Source organism: Mesorhizobium sp. M1338 (genome assembly GCF_040318045.1).
Taxonomy (GTDB): domain Bacteria; phylum Pseudomonadota; class Alphaproteobacteria; order Rhizobiales; family Rhizobiaceae; genus Mesorhizobium.
Genome location: NZ_JAMYLL010000035.1, coordinates 44,612 through 60,651, shown reverse-complemented (window position 1 = coordinate 60,651; position 16,040 = coordinate 44,612). Strand labels below are relative to the sequence as shown.

Below are 16,040 nucleotides of genomic sequence, written 5' to 3'. Positions count from 1 at the left end.
AACCGAACAAGCGCGCCTTAAATTGGCCAAGGCCTATCCAAAGCCAACGGCCAAAGAGTCATAATCCCTGTGCAGAGGTACTAGTCCGACTGTTCGGCCGCAACCAGTTGTTCAGGCTTGAACCCGGCATGTTGCGGGGTCCACACTTCGCCCTCGCGGTTGAACCAGTGGCACATATACATACCCGAGGCCGCGCCATCGCTCACCGTCATCCTGGGGCCCCCGGATTTCAGCCTGACGACGTCTCCGGTCTTGAAAGTATTGGGCATTTTGACCTCCCATGCTGAGGCCACGAGTTTCACACCAAACCAGGGTCTCGACAATGGCGGATGTACTTCGCCGGCGCCGCATTCCTTTGCACCAGCAGCGCGACGACGGCCGGAACGTCGTGAGCACGATCGGGCGCGAAGGCGATGCATCGCGGGTGGATTTCGGTGAGGTCGAGAGGGTCGTGGCGGAGCGGCTACGCTGGAGACGGCAAGTCTCTGAAGCCTCGGTTCGATCCCGAGGCGAGGCCTCCACCCCACACCAAGATGCTGTCGGACCAACAGGGACACCGATCCTGTCCGGCAAAGCATTCAGCCGAGACAATCGACAAAGAAGCGAGAGGCCGGCCGCAAGAGGCTTCGCGCATTGAGGGCGCCATTGACTGTTCGTTTGGGAGAAGTGGTGCCGCTTAGGTGACTCGAACACCTGACCCCATCATTACGAATGATGTGCTCTACCAACTGAGCTAAAGCGGCCCGGGAGGCCAGGGCCTCCAAGATGCGGGGGTGATAGACGCAACCGGCCGTGAATTCAAGATGTGACTTGGCGATTCATGCGAGCGTCTCGTGCCGCCATCGAAAGCCGGCCGCCGCGTCGTTCGCAAATCGGTCGCGAGGTCGCGCTGCGCACGCCTCCGGCGCGTGAAAATCGATGAAACATGCTGATTTCGTTGCCGGAACAGTGCCGCAATGGACTTTGCACACCTCTCCAAGGCAGAATGCGCCGCTCGCCCGTTGATTGATTGGCCGCCTGCGGCTAACGATCATGGCAAGGTTGGCGAACGGACAGAGGGACCCGCTTGGACGCGATCGAAAAAGCGATCCGGAACGCCTTGGAGAAAGGCAACGCCGAGGACCGCGCATTCCGCGAAAGGGTCTATCGCGCGGCTTTTTCCGCGCTCGACCGCGCGCTGAAGGCCAATCCGGACGTGACCGTGGAACTCGCCATCAAGCGCCGCAAGGCGATCCAGGTGAAAATCACTGAAATCGAATCCGAGTTCCTGCCGGCGGTGCCGGATGTCGGCCCGCGGGGCGATGCACCGGCGATCGAGCTTGGTGCGGACTCGGCGCCTGCGGTCGAGACCGGCCAGCAGGCACCGTCACCCGCTGCCGTCGATGAGCCAGTGCAATCCGCTGCCGACACGCCGCGCTCTGCCTCGGATGCGCCGCGCTCGCGTGTGCTGCCCGTCGTTCCCGACATCATGCCGGACGCCGCCCTTCCCGACGCCCCATCCATCGACAAGTCGGCTCCGGCCCCGGCCGGTGCCGCGGCGGAAGTGGCGCCCGATCGCGATGAACGGCGCATAAGGGGGCGTCGCCTGCCGCTGACCGCCATCTTCCTGACCGTGACGCTGCTTGCCGCTGTTGGCATCGGCCTGTTCTTCGCCGTACAGACCGGCGTCTTCAAGACACAGGCGCAACTCGACACCGCCCCGCCGCAAGCGCCGCCGACCGTCGACGACGACGATTTCACACCGGCCGAAGGCGGCCCGGCAAAGCCCGGCGCCGCGGACCAGGCGCACGACTGGATCAACGTGTTTTCGCCGACCGACGCGTCGCATGTCAGCGCCCCGTCGGACGCCAAGGCCGAGGTGATGAAGGACGATACCGGGTCGTTCCTGCGCATCCGTTCCGGCGCCTCCGGCTCGGCGATCAGCTTCGACGTCGGGCAAGGCGTGCTGGAGAAGCTCGCCGGCAAACATGCAGTGTTCGACATCATCGCCCGCTCCGAGGAGGGCAAGGAGACGCAGATCTCCGTCGATTGCAATTTCGGCGAACTCGGCGATTGCGGCCGCAAACGCTACGCGGTCGGCCAGCAGCAGAACGAATATCTGTTCGATGTGAAGTTTCCCGACAAGCGTCCCGGCTCGGCGGGCACGATCGCCATCAATTCCGATTTCGACAAGCAGGGCAAGGCCGCCGACATCTACGAGATCCGGGTTTCGGTCGAGCCGTAAAGCATCAGGCGCTGAAAGAGCGAGCTAACGATCGAGCAGCGCCTGCAGCGTCTCGATGCGATCGGCCTCGTTGGCCGGCTTGTCCCAGCGCAGCCGTGAAATACGGGGAAAGCGCATGGCGACGCCGGATTTGTGCCGGGTCGAGCGGTTGAGCCCCTCGAAGGCGACTTCCAGCACGAGGCCGTTGTCGCGGTCGGCCCGCACCGAGCGCACCGGGCCGAAACGCTCGACCGTGTTGTCGCGGACATATTTATCGATCTGCCTCAGCTCCTCGTCGGTGAAGCCGAAATAGGCCTTGCCGACCGGCACCAGCTCTTCTTCGCCTTCAGCACCCGACCAGACGCCGAACGTATAGTCTGAATAAAAGCTGGAGCGCTTGCCATGGCCGCGTTGGGCATACATCAGCACCGCGTCCACCGTGTGCGGATCACGCTTCCACTTGAACCACGGACCTTTCGGCCGGCCGGCGACATAGGGTGAGTCCCAGCGCTTCAGCATGACACCTTCGATGATTGGATGCAGCGGTACCCGCCGCAGTTCTTCCAGCGCATGCCAGTCTGAGAATTCGACGAACGGCGACAGATCGAACCGGCTTGGGTCGAGCGTCTTCACGAAGTTTTCGAGGCGGTCGCGGCGCTCGCGAAACGGCAGCGCGCGCAAATCCTCGTCGCCGATCTGCAGCACATCGTAGCAGCGCATGAAGGCCGGGTACTGCTGCTGCATCTTCGGCGTCACCGTCTTGCGGTTCAGCCGCTGCTGCAGATCGGAGAATGTCCCTGTCGCCTCTCGGGGATCGCCGACCAGTAGCTCGCCATCCAGCGTCGCCGAAAAATGCATGGCGTCGGCGAGGTCGGGAAAGGCGCCCGAAACATCGTCGCCGGTGCGCGAATAGAGCCGGCGGATGCCGCCTTCGGCCACCGCCTGGACGCGGATGCCATCCCATTTCCACTCGGCCGCATAATCCGCCGGATCGAGCTTTTCGAGATCGCCATCGCCGACCGGGTTCGACAGCATCACCGGGCGAAACGATGCCATCGCCGTATTCCGCGGCTTGTCGGCCTTGCCCTCCAGCCACGCGAACAGCGCCGTGTAGGGCGGCGACAGCCCGTGCCAAAGCTCTTCGATCTCGGTGACATCGACCTTGCCGAAATCCGCCAGCGCCTGTTTGGCCAGCCGCGCCGACACACCGATGCGCAGGCCGCCGGTGACCAGCTTGATGATGGCAAAGCGGGCCGAGATGCCGGCGCTGTCGAGCAGCCCTGCTAGCACCTTCGGCCCGTCGGAACGGCTTGCCGCCTGTAGCTTCGCGACGACCTCGCCCAGCGTCGGCTCGCGATTCGCGATGTTTCCGGGCGTTTGCGGCCAGACCAGCGAGACTGTCTCGGCCAAATCGCCGACATAGTCGTAGGAGTAGCCGAACAGCACCGGATCCATGCGCTCGGTGACCAACGTGCGCAGCATCGCCGGCTTGACCGCGGCGATGTTGAGATCGCCGGTGATGGCAGCCAGCGCCAGCCCGCGATCGGGATCCTCCACGGTGCGGAAATAGTCGGTCAGCAAGGTCAGCTTGCCGTTGCGCGACGGCGTCAGCACCAGGCGATCGAGAAGTTCGGCGAAGCGGTTCATGCCATCAATCGCCCTCGTCCTCGTACCCCACCAGGTGCAGTGGCCGGGCGGCGATGCCTTCGAGTTCGCACCAGCGCACCAGCGCTTCCTCGCGGCCATGCGTCACCCAGATTTCCTCGGCTCCGGTCTGCTTGATGGTGGCGGTCAGTTCATCCCAGTCGGCATGGTCGGAGATGATCAGCGGCAGTTCGACACCGCCCTGCTTGGCGCGCTGGCGGATGCGCATCCAGCCCGAAGCGAAGCACGAGATCGGATCGGGAAAGCGCCGTGCCCAGCGGTCGGCGAAGGCCGATGGCGGGCCGACGACGATGGCGCCGGTGAAATCATCCTTACCGCCACTTTCGACGGTTGCCGGCTCCAGGTGCCCGAGGTCGATGCCCTGGCTCTGGTAGTATTCGCTGAGTTTGGCCAGTGCGCCATGGATGTAGAGCGGCTTGTCATAGCCTGCGTCGCGCAACAGCCGCATCACCCGCTGAGCTTTACCAAGCGCATAGGCGCCGACCAGATGCGAGCGTTCGGGGAACTGCGCCGCCGATTTCAGCAGGCGAGCGATCTCCTCGGTGTCGGGTGGATGACGGAACACCGGCAGGCCGAAGGTCGCTTCGGTGATGAACACATCGCACTGGATCGGTTCGAATGGCGCGCAAGTGGCGTCCCTCTGCCGCTTGTAGTCACCGGAGGCGACGATGCGCATGCCCTGATGCTCGACCGATATCTGTGCCGAGCCCAGCACATGGCCGGCTGGGTGGAAGCTGACGCCGACGCCGTTGAGGTCGATCGTCTCGCCGAGCCGGGCTGCTTGTGTCGTTCCCGCGAAATCGTCGCCGTAGCGCAGGCCCATTATGTCGAGTGTCTGCCGCGTCGCCAGCACCGAGCGGTGGCCGGAACGCGCATGGTCGGAATGGCCATGCGTGATCAACGCCCGGTTGACCGGCCGCACCGGGTCGATGAAGAAATCGCCTCGCGGACAATAAAGGCCCTCGGGCCGGGGATGAAGCAGGTCGCTGGCGCGCATGGTCCCAAGATAGGATATAATTCCGCTGCGGGAAGCCTGTTGTAAGTGACTGCTGACTCCCGCATACAGCACCGCCGGCTCGATCCGCCGGCAGGACCCATCGCCATGAAACCGCTTCAGGCCTCGTCCGGCGACTTGAACGCCGATCGCCGTGCCGACTATGCCGAGATGCTCCATGCGGATGGCGATCACGCGGCAGCGGCGGAATTGCTGCTCGGTGCGCTGGAAATGACACCGCAATGGGCGATGGGCTGGTTTCGCCTCGGCGAGATCCAGCAGGCGGCGGGCGCGCCGGATCTGGCAGCACGGGCCTGGACGATGTCGCTGCAACTCGATCCATCGGATCATCAAGGCGCCGCACTGAACCTGCAACTGATCGGCAAGGCGCCGGCGGTCGACGCGCTCCCCAGCGCCTTCGTCGAGACCTTGTTCGACCACTATGCCGAGAGCTTCGATGAATCACTGGTCGACAGACTGGGCTACCGGCTGCCTGAGTTGCTCGATCAGGCCATTCGAACGGCAAGGCCAGGCCGCTTCCCGCTGGCGCTCGATCTCGGCTGCGGCACCGGCCTGATGGGGCAGAGGCTGCGGCCGATCGTCGATCGGCTGGAGGGTTATGACATTTCGGCAAGGATGCTGAGAAAGGCCCGTGCGAAGGGCGTCTACGATTTCCTTGATAAGGCCGATCTGCGGGATTTTGTCCATGCCGGCCCGAAAGCCGAGCTGGTGGCGGTGGCCGATGTCTTCATCTACGTCGGTGCGCTCGACGGCGTTGTGAAGACGATTGCCGGCTTGCTGGCCAGCGGTGGCCTGTTCGCGTTTTCCGTCGAGAGATTGGCCGGCGATGGCGATTTTGTCTTGCAGCCATCGCGCCGCTACGCGCATGCGGAACACTATGTGCGTGACGTCCTGGCTGCCAACGGATTTTCGGTCCTGTCCCTGGAAACGACCGTGATCAGGCAAGACCGGCGGGAACCCGTCAACGGGCTGGTCGTCGTGGCGGGCAAGCTGCCGGCGGCATGAGCCCGCTGTCTCGCCGTCCTCACAAATATCCGTGCTGCGAAAAAGTCCGATTTGCATGAGCGACTGATATTTGCGATCTGGTCGGATCAGAGCGGTATATCAGGAGGAGCATAGTCGATGCGCTGGAACATGATTGTCTTGGCATCTTGCGTGCTGACCGCCGGCTGCGTTGGCGGCAATTCGATGTCGGAACGGCAGGACGCCAACATCCAGTCCTCCCTGCGGTATGACAGCGTTCCGTGCGACCAGCTGCTGGCGCAGCGCAACGGGCTGGCGCAGCAATACAGACTTCCGACGACGGCCAAGCCGACATTCTCCAATCCGGCGATGGGCTTCGGCCCGTTCACGCCGGACATGCGCTCCAAGGCCAAGCGCGACACCGACCAGGCGAGTGGCGAGATCGATGCCATGAACCGGTCGATCGATCGCCGCGAATGCGGCCAGCCGGACAAGCAGAAGAAGCTCGCCCTGGCTGGTTAATACCCCGCCTTACGGTCCACCAGATTGTCGAGCTTTTCGCCGCGCTCGAAGGCGTCCATCTGGCGCAGCATGATCGGCACCAGATGGACGGGGTCGGAGGTCGCCGCCGCGTGCGGCGTGACGAACACTTTTGGATGCCGCCACAGCGGACTGGTCTTCGGCAGCGGCTCGACCTCGAACACGTCGAGGCTCGCCTCCTTCAGCGTGCCGTCATCCAGCGCCCGCAAAATGTCGGCGTCCTTCTGCAGGCGGCCGCGTCCGGCATTGATCAGCACCGAGCCGCCGAGGCCGTTGCGCTTCCGCAATTCCTTCAGCACGCCATAGTTGATGATGCCCTTGGTGTCCGGCGTCAGCGGCAAAAGCACCACCAGGATGTCGGTCGCCTTGAGGAAAGGGATAAGTCCGGCCTCGCCGGAATAGGTCGCCACGCCTTCCATGGCCTTGTCGCTGCGCGACCAGCCATTGACGGCAAAGCCGAGCGATAGCAGCACCGAGGCCGCCGCGCGGCCGAGGCTGCCGAGGCCCATGATGCCGACGGAAATGTCGCTGGCCGGCCTTTGCTGCGGCTCGTGCCAGACCTTCTTCGACTGCTGCGAGCGGTAAAGCAGACCTTGGCGATGATGGTCGAGCACCCGCCAGACGACATATTCGGTCATGTACTGGGTGAGGTTGTCGGCGACGACCTTGACGATCGGCACGTCGGGCAGGCCGGGGTCGGCGAAGATATGGTCGACACCGGCGCCGATCGAGAAGATGGCGCGCAGATTGGGCAGCGATGCGAGGATGTTCGGCTTCTGCTTCCACACCACGGCATAGGTGATCGACGGGTCGCTGGCGCCGTCCGGCTCCAGCACCACCTCGCGTTCGGCCGACAAAAGGTCGCGCCAGCGCTGCGGGTGAAAGCCGGTGACGGCAAGCAGGATGCGGCCTTTTTCCATAGCTGTACTTCTAGTCCCTCTTTACGCCACCGGTTCATAGTTTCATGGAAACGCTGAGCCGCTCTCTCTATTTGTTTGGCGCAATTCCGGACGGAAAACCGTTTCACACTTTTCCCGGAATTGCTCTAGTCACTCGCTGACGATGCCGACCGGTGCCGTCTCGATCTTGAAGGCGGCCGAGATCAGCGCCCGAGTATAGTCGGTTTGCGGATTTTCAAAAATCTGCTGGGAAGGACCGGCTTCGACGATCCTGCCATTGCGCATGACGATGACGTCGTTGGCGAGCGCGCGGATGACCTTGAGGTCGTGGCTGATGAAAAGATAGGCCAGGTCGTGCTTGGCCTGCAGGCCGCGCAACAGGTCGACGACCTGCGCCTGCACGCTCATGTCGAGTGCCGATGTCGGTTCGTCCAGCATGACGAAGCGCGGGTTGAGCACCATGGCGCGCGCGATGGCGACGCGCTGGCGCTGGCCGCCGGAAAACTCGTGCGGGTAGCGGTTGCGCGTCGCCGGATCGAGGCCGACCTCCTTCAGCACGGCGGCCACCTTGTCGTCGCGCTGGTCTGGCGACAGCTTAGGCTCGTGGATCTTCAGGCCTTCCTCGATGATCTCGGCGATCGACATGCGCGGGCTGAGCGAGCCGAACGGATCCTGGAAGACGATCTGCAATTCGCGCCTGAGCGGCCGCATGGCGTTGAAGGTCAGCTGGTTGATGTCGCGGCCGTTGAATTGGATGGTCCCGGTCGACGAGATCATGCGCGCCAGCGCCAGGCCGAGCGTCGTCTTGCCGGACCCGGATTCGCCGACCACGCCCAGCGTCTGGCCGGCCCGCACGGTGACATCGATGCCGTCGACCGCCTTCACATTGTCGACGGTGCGGCGGAAGAAGCCCTGCTTGATCGGGAACCAGACCTTTATGTCCTTGCCAGTCATGACAGGCTTGGCCGCGGCATTGGCGGCCGGCGGCTTGCCCTTCGGCTCGGCGGCCAGCAGATGCCTTGTATAGGCATGTTGGGGATTGGCGAAAATCTCCTTGGTCGGCCCGGTCTCGACGATCTTGCCCTTGGTCATCACGCAGACCCGGTCGGCAATCTTGCGCACGATGCCGAGGTCGTGGGTGATGAACAGCATCGACATGCCCTTGCGGCTCTTCAAGCCGGCCAGCAGCTCGAGGATCTGCGCCTGCACGGTGACGTCGAGCGCCGTCGTCGGCTCGTCGGCGATCAATAGTTCCGGCTCGTTGGCCAGCGCCATGGCGATCATCACGCGCTGACGCTGGCCGCCGGACAACTGGTGCGGATAGGCATCGAGCCGTTTTTGCGGATCGCGGATGCCGACCTCGTTGAGCAAGGCCAGCGTGCGCTCCTTGGCCGGGCGGTCGGCCATACCCTGGTGCAGCTTCAGGATCTCGACGATCTGCTGCTCGATCGTGTGCAGCGGATTGAGCGAGGTCATCGGCTCCTGGAAGATCATGGTGATCTTGTTGCCGCGCACCTGCCGCAACTGCTTCTCGCTCATCGCAAGCAGGTCGGCGCCCTGGAACAGGATCTTTCCTGACGGGTGGCTGGCGCTGGGATAGGGCAACAGCTTCAGCACCGAGAGCGCCGACACCGATTTGCCGGAGCCGGATTCGCCGACCAGCGCCACCGTCTCGCCCTTGGCGATGTCGAACGAGATATGGTCGACCGCCATCGACTGCTGTCCGCCTTGCGCAAAGGTGACGCTGAGGTCGCGAACGGAGAGCAAGGAAGCAGTCATGTATCAATTTCCGCTATAACTTTATCAAGGGCAGAAATCTCCGGTCGTATGATCGAAATTTGCGCTGTCAATTGGGGAGGGACAAGCCGATTTGGTGCGATAGAATAGGCTTCCTTCAATCTGGTATCGGCAGTCAGAAATTGCGTGCATCCGAAATGCATCGCCGTCGAAAGGTGAATAGCATCCGGCAGCCTGAGAGAAATGAATTGCGAGCGAAGCTGTGCTGCGTGCCAGAGAACCTCGCGAGTTACCGTCCCAATCGAGACAAAAGCGTTGCCAATCGAAACATTGTCATAGAGCTCGACAAGCGGCTCATTGCTCTTTTTCAGAGGGTCAACCATCAACTCTGCCAGCACGAGTTCGCTTGTCGCGAGGAAAGGCTGCTTTCTGCCCTCGTTCATTGAAATGAGCTGAAGCAGCTTTTTTGCCAGAGCATCGTTATTTTCGAAAGCGTAGATGAAAATGTTCGTATCGACGTAAAGCCGGAAGGCGGCCATCAATCCTCCCACTCATCGCGGAGGGCACGAACACGCGCAACAGCCTCGTCGAGACTTGTTCCCGCCGCGTTGGCCTGCGCATTCCGCATAAGTTCAAGCAATTGTTTGTGGCCGAGAGGCTGTTTGGCTTCCTCCTCTATCGTCACCTTAACCGAGGCGCTCAAAGCTATACCCTCTCGCAGTTCATCCGGGAGTTTGGATGCAGGGTAATGCTCAAGGATGACCTTATTCACACCTCTGTCCTTCCGTTGGTTCGATATGAGGATCTGCCGCTTCTGATCCGTCATTGACCATCGCCATCAGTCATCTCGACAATTAATGCATATGCTCATTTTCGTTTCGAACTGCCTCACCGGGAATATATCATGCTGAATGCCGATCCGCATCGTTGTCATCTGAACGTCTTGCGCGGATCGAAGGCGTCGCGTGTCGCCTCGCCGACGAAGACCAGCAACGACAGCATCAGCGAGATGACGATGAAGCCGGAAATGCCGAGCCACGGCGCGTTGAGGTTGCGCTGCGCCTGCTTGAGCAGTTCGCCGAGCGAAGCGGAGCCGGGCGGCAGGCCGAAGCCGAGATAATCGAGCGAAGTCAGCGTCGAGATCGAGCCCGAGAGCAGAAAGGGCATGAAGGTCAATGTCGCCACCATGGCGTTGGGCAACAGGTGCCGGAACATGATGGTGCGGTTGGGCACGCCGAGCGCGCGCGCCGCGTTGACATATTCGAAATTGCGGGCGCGCAGGAACTCGGCCCGCACCACACCGACCAGTGCCACCCAGGAGAACAGGAGCATCAGGCCGAGCAGGATGAAGAACCCCGGCGGCAGGATAGCGGCGACGATGAGCAGGAGGTAGAGCACCGGGATCGCCGACCAGATTTCGATGAAACGCTGGAACAGCAGATCCGTCCAGCCGCCGAAATAGCCTTGCACGGCGCCGGCCGCGACGCCGATCAGGGCCGATCCGGCGGTCAGGATCAGGCCGAACAGCACCGAAATGCGAAAGCCGTAGATGACGCGCGCCAGCACGTCGCGCGCCTGGTCGTCGGTGCCGAGCCAGTTCCAGTTGCCGACGACGCAGGCCGGGTCGTCAGCACCTTGCGGATACTGGTTGCATCGCGTCTTGGCGTCATACTCCCAGGACGGCTTGGCCGGGGCCGCCTCCGGAATGGCGTTGTTGACGGTCTGATAGGAGTAGCGCACCGGCGGCCAGATCATCCAGCCATTGGCGTTGATCTCGTCCTGGATGACCGGGTCGCGATAATCGGTGACGGCGTAGAAGCCGCCGAATTTTTCCTCGGGATAGGCAACCAGCACGGGAAACAGGATCTCGCCCTTGTAGGAAGCGATGATCGGCTTGTCGTTGGCGATGAATTCGGAAAACAGCGACAGCACGAACAGGACCAGGAAGATCCACAGCGACCAGTAGCCGCGCCGGTTGGCTTTGAAATTCTGCAGGCGGCGCTTGTTGAGCGGCGACAGAAACGGCCGCTTGATCCGCGCGGGTGGCGCTTCCGCGGTGACAGTGGCCTCCGACATCAGACGTCTCTCCGCTCGAAATCGATCCGCGGATCGACCCAGGTGTAGAGCAGGTCGGACAGCAGCCCGACGAACAGTCCGAGCAGCGAGAAGATGTAGAGGTTGGCGAACACCACGGGATAGTCGCGCTCGACCACCGATCTGAAGCCTAGCAGGCCGAGGCCGTCGAGCGAAAAGATGTTCTCGATCAGCAGCGAACCGGTGAAGAAGGCCGAGATGAAGGCGCCGGGAAAGCCGGCGATGACGATCAGCATGGCGTTGCGGAAGACGTGGCCGTAGAGCACCTGCCGTTCCGACAGGCCCTTGGCGCGCGCCGTCACCACATACTGCTTGCGGATCTCTTCCAGGAACGAGTTCTTGGTCAAAAGCGTCGTGGTGGCGAAGGCCGACAGCACCAGCGCCGTCAGCGGCAAGGTCATGTGCCAGAAATAATCGACGATCTTGCCCCACCAGGACAGCTGATCCCAATTGTCCGAGGTGAGGCCACGCAGCGGAAACCAGTCCCAGAACGATCCGCCGGCAAACAGCACCATCAGCATGATGCCGAACAGGAAGCCCGGGATGGCATAGCCGACGATGACGACGCCGCTGGTCCAGACGTCGAACGCACTGCCGTCCTTGACCGCCTTGCGGATGCCGAGCGGGATCGAGATCAGGTAGGATAGAAGCGTGATCCACAGGCCGATCGAGATCGACACCGGCATTTTTTCGAGGATCAGGTCGAGGACCGAAATGTCGCGGAAATAGCTGTCGCCGAAATCGAACCTGATATAGTTCCACAGCATCATGCCGAAGCGCTCGAGCGGCGGCTTGTCGAAGCCGAACTGCTTTTCCAGCTTCTTGATGAATTCGGGATCGAGGCCCTGCGCGCCGCGATATTTCGAACTGACATCGCTGGCGGCATCGAAATTGGCGCTGCCGCCTGCGTCGCCACCACCACCACCGCCGAGGCGGTCGCTGCCGCCCTGGTTGGTCAGCCTGGCTATGACCTGCTCGACCGGCCCGCCGGGGGCAAACTGGATCACGGCGAAGGATATCGCCATGATGCCGAACAGCGTCGGGATCATCAAAAGGATGCGGCGCAGGATATAGGCGCCCATCAGGCCTTTTGCCCTGCTTGAGCGAACATCTCAGCCTTTGCCAATTTTTGCCGCCTTGCCCTTATCGAACCACCACAGCGCCTCGACCGGAAAGCCGAAATCGGGCTTTTGTTCGGGAAAGCCGAACATGTCCCAATAGGCGCTTCGGTGATTCGCCAGAAACCAACTTGGAATCCAATCGCACCGCGCGCGCAAGACCCGGTCGAGCGCCCGCATCGCCACGGTCAGTGTTTCACGGTCCTTTGCCGCGCCGACGGCGTCGATCAGCGTGTCGATCGCGGGGCTCGAGACGCCGGGCAGGTTGCGTGACCCCGAGAGGTTGGCGGTGCTGGAATGGAAGAAGACCTCGACATCGTCGCGCGTCGGTGTCGCACTGAACGAGAAAGCGGCCGACAGCAGGTCGAAATCGAACGTTGCCTGTCTGGACTGGTACTGCGCCGAGTCGACCAGACGGATCGTGGCGTCGATGCCGATCGCCTTCATGTTGGCGACCCAAGGCGAATAGACCTGCACGAATGTGTCGTCGTCGACCATGAATTCGGCCGAAAGCTTGTTGCTTTTGTCGTTGACGACGAAGTCGCCGGACCGTTTCCAGCCCGCTGCGTTGAGAAGCTTCGCCGCCTTGCCAAGCAATTTGCGGTCGCGGCCGGAGCCGTCGGATGCGGGCAGAGCCACGGCCGCGCCGAACGCTTCTGCCGGAATCTGCCTGCGCAGCGGCTCCAGCAAGGCCAGTTCTTGCGGCGAAGGCGGTCCCTCGGCGCGGAAGTCCGATTTCTCGAAGCAGGATTGCGAGCGCTCGTAGGAACCGTAGAAGAAGTTGCGCCGGGTCCATTCAAAATCGAAGCAGAGAGCGATCGCCTGGCGCACGCGCGCGTCGCGAAACTGTTCGCGCCGTTGATTGACTGCGGTTCCCTGCATTGTTGGCCGCTTTTCCGCTGGGAATTCGTGTTTGATCACCTTACCGGCGGAAAATGCGGGGAAATCATAAGCGGTGGCCCAGACGCGTGAGGTGAACTCCTCGCGGTAGGTGATTTCGCCCTTCTTGAAAGCTTCGAAGCCAGCCGCCCGGTTCTGATAGAACTCGATGCGAATGCGGTCGAAATTGTTCTGGCCGCGATTGACCGGCAGATCGCGGCCCCAATAGTCGGCAACCCGGTCATACTCGATCCATGCCCCGGCCGAGAATTGCCTGACTTTGTAGGCGCCGGAACCGAGCGGCGGGTTCAGTTGCGAACTGTCGAATGGATTGGCCGTGTAAAAGGCCTTCGACAGGATCGGGAACTCGACGATGTTGAGCACGGTCCGGGCCGATTGCTTGCCGGAAAAAGTAAGCCGCAGCGTGCGATCATCCAGCGCGACGGCGTCGACCATATGTGTCAGTGACAGCGACAGATCGGGATGGCCCTTGTCCTTGTAGAGCTTGAGGGTAAAGGCCGCGTCCTGCGCCGTCAGCGGCGAGCCGTCGTGGAAACGCGCTTCGGGGCGAAGCGAGAAGGTGAAGCTGTTGCGGTCGTCCGACAGCATCACGCCGTCGGCGAGTTGGCCGTAGACGGCATCGGGCTCGTCGAGCGCCCGCACCATCAGCCCGTCGAAGCACATCTCCATGCGCGGCGGCGCATCGCCCTTTTGGGTGAAGGAGTTCAGCGTGTTGAAGGTCAGGGTGTTCTGGTTGTAGCCCCAGTTCGGCGGCGAGAAGTTGAAGGTGCCGCCCTTCGGCGCATCGACATTGACATAGTCGAAATGCGTGAAATCCGGCTTATATTTGAGATCGCCGAAGGCCGACAGGCCATGCAGCTTGGTGCCGGTCGCAATTTCGGCAAAAGCCTTCCCGGGCAGCAGGGCCGCGGCCGCGGCCGCGCCGCCCAGCGCCAGGAAATCACGGCGGGGCAGCACCGCCATCAATTGCTGCCCCTGTATTTGGCCGCCAGCGCCTTTTCCTTGTCGGGAATTATCCACCAGGAATCGATGTCGGCACCGACATAGGCGGGCTGCTTGTCCGGGAAGCCGAACTTGTTCCAGTAGGCCAGCCAGACCGCGGAGCGGTGATATTGCGGCACGACATAGAAGTTCCACAGCAGGATGCGATCGAGTGCGTGCGTGGCGGCGACGAGGTCGTCGCGATCGGTGGCGAAGATGATGCGGTCGACCAGCGCGTCGACGATAGGATCCTTGATGCCCATCAGATTGCGCGAACCGGGCGAGTCGGCGGCTTTCGAGCTCCAGAAGTCGCGTTGCTCGTTGCCCGGCGATTCCGACTGCTGCAGAATCCCGGTGACGACATCGAAATCGAAATTGTTGACCCGGTTGATGTACTGCGTCTGGTCGATGATGCGCAAAGTGGCGTCGACACCGATCTTGCGCAGATTGGCGATGTAGGGGCTGGCGATCACCTGATCGGTGTCGTTCCAGCCGAGGATTTCGAATTTGAACGGCGCGCCGGTCTTGGCATTGACCATCTTGCCGCCCTTGATCGCCCAGCCCGCCTTGGCGAAGAGATCGACCGCCTGTTTCAGGTACTTCCGTTCCGCTTGCGGCGAATCGTAGACCGGCAGCTTGAATTCCTGGGTGAAGAGTTCGGGTGGCAGCTTGTCGCGGTATTTTTCCAGGATCTCCAGTTCCTTGCCCTGCGGCAACCCGCTCGACGCCAGTTCGGTGCCCTGGAAATAGCTTGATGTGCGGGTGTTGAAGCCGAAGAACAGGGTGCGGTTCATGCTCTCGAAATCGAACGGGATGGTCAGCGCCTCACGCACCAGCCGGTCCTGGAACAGCGGCCGCCGCTGATTGAGGGCAAAGCCCTGCATCGGTTGCGGCGCCTTGGTCTGGAAGTCCTTCTTGACGACGTCGCCGGCCTGGAATGCCGGGAAGTTGTAGGCCGTTGCCCATTTGCGCGAGCTGAATTCGCGGTTGATATCCTCCAGCCCGCCCTTGGTGAAGGCGAGCCAGGCAGCGTTGTCGTCGAGGATATAGGTGTAGCGTCGCGTGTCGAAATTCTCGCGGCCGATCTTCACCGGCAGCTTGGCCGCCCAGTAGTCCGGCACGCGCTGCCAGATGATTTCCGAGCCCGGCTTGAAGCTGGCGATCTTGTAGGCCGCCGACCCGAGCGGAATTTCCAGCGTCGGCTTGGTGACGTCACGCTTCTTGCCGTTGGCATCGGTGCCTTCCCACCAATGCTTCGGCAGCACGGCGAGGTCGCCGATGATCTTGGGCAGTTCGCGGTTGCCCTTCTGGTTGAAATGGAACTCGACCTCGCGGTCCGAAATCGCCACCGCATCGGTGACATTGTCGAAATAGCGGCTGTATTGCGGGCTGTTGGCCTTGAGCACCTGGAACGACCAAATCACGTCGTCGACGGTGATCGGCTGGCCGTCATGCCACTTGGCGCGCGGGTCGAGCCGGTAGGTTGCCGAGGAATAGTCGGGGGGATATTTGTAGGCATCCGCGATCAGCGGATGGCTGGTGCTGCCTTCGTCGGTCGCCTGCTCCATCAGCGTGTCGTAGAGCAGGCCGCCGCCGAACCCGACCAGGCCGGCGGCCGGCGATCCCTGTACGATGTAGGGATTGAAACTGTCGAAGGTGCCGAGCACCACCGAATTCAACGTGCCGCCCTTAGGCGCGTCCGGATTGACGTAGTCGTAGTGCTGGAAATGGTCGCCGTATTTGGACTCGCCGATCAGCGATGAGGTGGTGCGCCATTCGTCGGCATGGCTCGTCTGCAATCCCGCCGCCAGAAGAGCTGCCGCCAGCATCGACTTGAGAAGCGTCCGGCCAACCGTCATGCACTATCCTCTTCGCAATGCCCGTTCATGGACAATCTAGACGATTTGGCGCTCGTGAAAACCGCC

General features: G+C 62.1%; 14 protein-coding genes and 1 tRNA gene. 3 read left to right on the top strand and 12 right to left on the bottom strand.

Features of this window, described 5'->3' with window-relative positions; translation table 11 throughout:
- Positions 1-80: 80 nt before the first annotated feature.
- Together NKH19_RS24425 and NKH19_RS24420 are read right to left on the bottom strand one after the other, a co-directional pair.
- Positions 81-269, bottom strand: a complete 189-nt coding sequence (locus NKH19_RS24425) for a YodC family protein (RefSeq protein ID WP_352872076.1) — start codon at positions 267-269, stop codon at positions 81-83.
- A 398-nt stretch (positions 270-667) separates the two neighbouring features.
- Positions 668-743, bottom strand: a tRNA-Thr gene (locus NKH19_RS24420).
- Between the two features lie 323 nt (positions 744-1,066).
- On the opposite strand from NKH19_RS24420, the gene NKH19_RS24415 reads away from it, so the two are divergent.
- Positions 1,067-2,224, top strand: a complete 1,158-nt coding sequence (locus tag NKH19_RS24415) for a hypothetical protein (RefSeq protein WP_352872077.1) — start codon at positions 1,067-1,069, stop codon at positions 2,222-2,224.
- A 24-nt stretch (positions 2,225-2,248) separates the two neighbouring features.
- On the opposite strand, the gene NKH19_RS24410 is transcribed toward NKH19_RS24415, so the two are convergent.
- Complete coding sequence (locus tag NKH19_RS24410; protein WP_352872078.1) at positions 2,249-3,850, bottom strand: cisplatin damage response ATP-dependent DNA ligase; 1,602 nt, start codon at positions 3,848-3,850, stop codon at positions 2,249-2,251.
- 4 nt (positions 3,851-3,854) lie between these two features.
- Entirely contained in the window at positions 3,855-4,865 is a 1,011-nt protein-coding gene (locus tag NKH19_RS24405) for a ligase-associated DNA damage response exonuclease (protein WP_352872080.1), read from the bottom strand.
- A 105-nt stretch (positions 4,866-4,970) separates the two neighbouring features.
- Here NKH19_RS24405 and NKH19_RS24400 point away from each other — a divergent pair, with 105 nt between their 5' ends.
- The gene (locus tag NKH19_RS24400; RefSeq protein ID WP_352872081.1) at positions 4,971-5,888 is read left to right on the top strand and encodes a class I SAM-dependent DNA methyltransferase; all 918 of its coding nucleotides are present in this window, start codon (positions 4,971-4,973) and stop codon (positions 5,886-5,888) included.
- A gap of 117 nt (positions 5,889-6,005) precedes the next feature.
- Complete coding sequence (locus NKH19_RS24395) at positions 6,006-6,368, top strand: hypothetical protein (protein ID WP_352872082.1); 363 nt, start codon at positions 6,006-6,008, stop codon at positions 6,366-6,368.
- On the opposite strand, the gene NKH19_RS24390 is transcribed toward NKH19_RS24395, so the two are convergent.
- The 8 genes from NKH19_RS24390 to NKH19_RS24355 all read right to left on the bottom strand — a co-directional run bounded on the left by NKH19_RS24390 (position 6,365) and on the right by NKH19_RS24355 (position 15,974).
- The gene (locus NKH19_RS24390; RefSeq protein WP_352872083.1) at positions 6,365-7,306 is read right to left on the bottom strand and encodes a 2-hydroxyacid dehydrogenase; all 942 of its coding nucleotides are present in this window, start codon (positions 7,304-7,306) and stop codon (positions 6,365-6,367) included. The genes NKH19_RS24395 and NKH19_RS24390 overlap by 4 nt on opposite strands.
- A gap of 129 nt (positions 7,307-7,435) precedes the next feature.
- A complete protein-coding gene (locus tag NKH19_RS24385; protein ID WP_352872084.1) occupies positions 7,436-9,064 on the bottom strand; it encodes an ABC transporter ATP-binding protein in 1,629 nt (542 codons plus the stop codon).
- A complete protein-coding gene (locus NKH19_RS24380; RefSeq protein WP_352872085.1) occupies positions 9,061-9,561 on the bottom strand; it encodes a type II toxin-antitoxin system VapC family toxin in 501 nt (166 codons plus the stop codon). Before NKH19_RS24380 ends, NKH19_RS24385 begins: the two co-directional genes overlap by 4 nt.
- Positions 9,561-9,848, bottom strand: coding sequence for a hypothetical protein (locus NKH19_RS24375; protein WP_352872086.1), 288 nt, complete (start codon positions 9,846-9,848; stop codon positions 9,561-9,563). The genes NKH19_RS24380 and NKH19_RS24375 overlap by 1 nt, the downstream gene beginning before the upstream one ends.
- Positions 9,849-9,952: 104 nt before the next feature.
- Positions 9,953-11,098, bottom strand: a complete 1,146-nt coding sequence (locus NKH19_RS24370; RefSeq protein WP_352872088.1) for an ABC transporter permease — start codon at positions 11,096-11,098, stop codon at positions 9,953-9,955.
- Positions 11,098-12,198, bottom strand: a complete 1,101-nt coding sequence (locus NKH19_RS24365) for a microcin C ABC transporter permease YejB (RefSeq protein ID WP_352872089.1) — start codon at positions 12,196-12,198, stop codon at positions 11,098-11,100. Before NKH19_RS24365 ends, NKH19_RS24370 begins: the two co-directional genes overlap by 1 nt.
- A gap of 30 nt (positions 12,199-12,228) precedes the next feature.
- Complete coding sequence (locus NKH19_RS24360) at positions 12,229-14,097, bottom strand: extracellular solute-binding protein (RefSeq protein WP_352872090.1); 1,869 nt, start codon at positions 14,095-14,097, stop codon at positions 12,229-12,231.
- Positions 14,097-15,974 carry an extracellular solute-binding protein gene (locus NKH19_RS24355; RefSeq protein WP_352872091.1) on the bottom strand — a complete coding sequence of 626 codons (1,878 nt, stop codon included), beginning with the start codon at positions 15,972-15,974 and terminating at the stop codon, positions 14,097-14,099. Before NKH19_RS24355 ends, NKH19_RS24360 begins: the two co-directional genes overlap by 1 nt.
- Between the last annotated feature and the right edge of the window lie 66 nt (positions 15,975-16,040).

Excerpts from the sequence above, each read along its gene's own strand:
- NKH19_RS24425 (WP_352872076.1), bottom strand. The coding sequence starts at position 269 with ATGCCCAATACTTTCAAGACCGGAGACGTCGTCAGGCTGAAATCCGGG.
- NKH19_RS24410 (WP_352872078.1), bottom strand. The coding sequence starts at position 3,850 with ATGAACCGCTTCGCCGAACTTCTCGATCGCCTGGTGCTGACGCCGTCG.
- NKH19_RS24405 (WP_352872080.1), bottom strand. The coding sequence starts at position 4,865 with ATGCGCGCCAGCGACCTGCTTCATCCCCGGCCCGAGGGCCTTTATTGT.
- NKH19_RS24400 (WP_352872081.1), top strand. The coding sequence starts at position 4,971 with ATGAAACCGCTTCAGGCCTCGTCCGGCGACTTGAACGCCGATCGCCGT.
- NKH19_RS24395 (WP_352872082.1), top strand. The coding sequence starts at position 6,006 with ATGCGCTGGAACATGATTGTCTTGGCATCTTGCGTGCTGACCGCCGGC.
- NKH19_RS24390 (WP_352872083.1), bottom strand. The coding sequence starts at position 7,306 with ATGGAAAAAGGCCGCATCCTGCTTGCCGTCACCGGCTTTCACCCGCAG.
- NKH19_RS24385 (WP_352872084.1), bottom strand. The coding sequence starts at position 9,064 with ATGACTGCTTCCTTGCTCTCCGTTCGCGACCTCAGCGTCACCTTTGCG.
- NKH19_RS24380 (WP_352872085.1), bottom strand. The coding sequence starts at position 9,561 with ATGGCCGCCTTCCGGCTTTACGTCGATACGAACATTTTCATCTACGCT.
- NKH19_RS24375 (WP_352872086.1), bottom strand. The coding sequence starts at position 9,848 with ATGACGGATCAGAAGCGGCAGATCCTCATATCGAACCAACGGAAGGAC.
- NKH19_RS24370 (WP_352872088.1), bottom strand. The coding sequence starts at position 11,098 with ATGTCGGAGGCCACTGTCACCGCGGAAGCGCCACCCGCGCGGATCAAG.
- NKH19_RS24365 (WP_352872089.1), bottom strand. The coding sequence starts at position 12,198 with ATGGGCGCCTATATCCTGCGCCGCATCCTTTTGATGATCCCGACGCTG.
- NKH19_RS24360 (WP_352872090.1), bottom strand. The coding sequence starts at position 14,097 with ATGGCGGTGCTGCCCCGCCGTGATTTCCTGGCGCTGGGCGGCGCGGCC.
- NKH19_RS24355 (WP_352872091.1), bottom strand. The coding sequence starts at position 15,974 with ATGACGGTTGGCCGGACGCTTCTCAAGTCGATGCTGGCGGCAGCTCTT.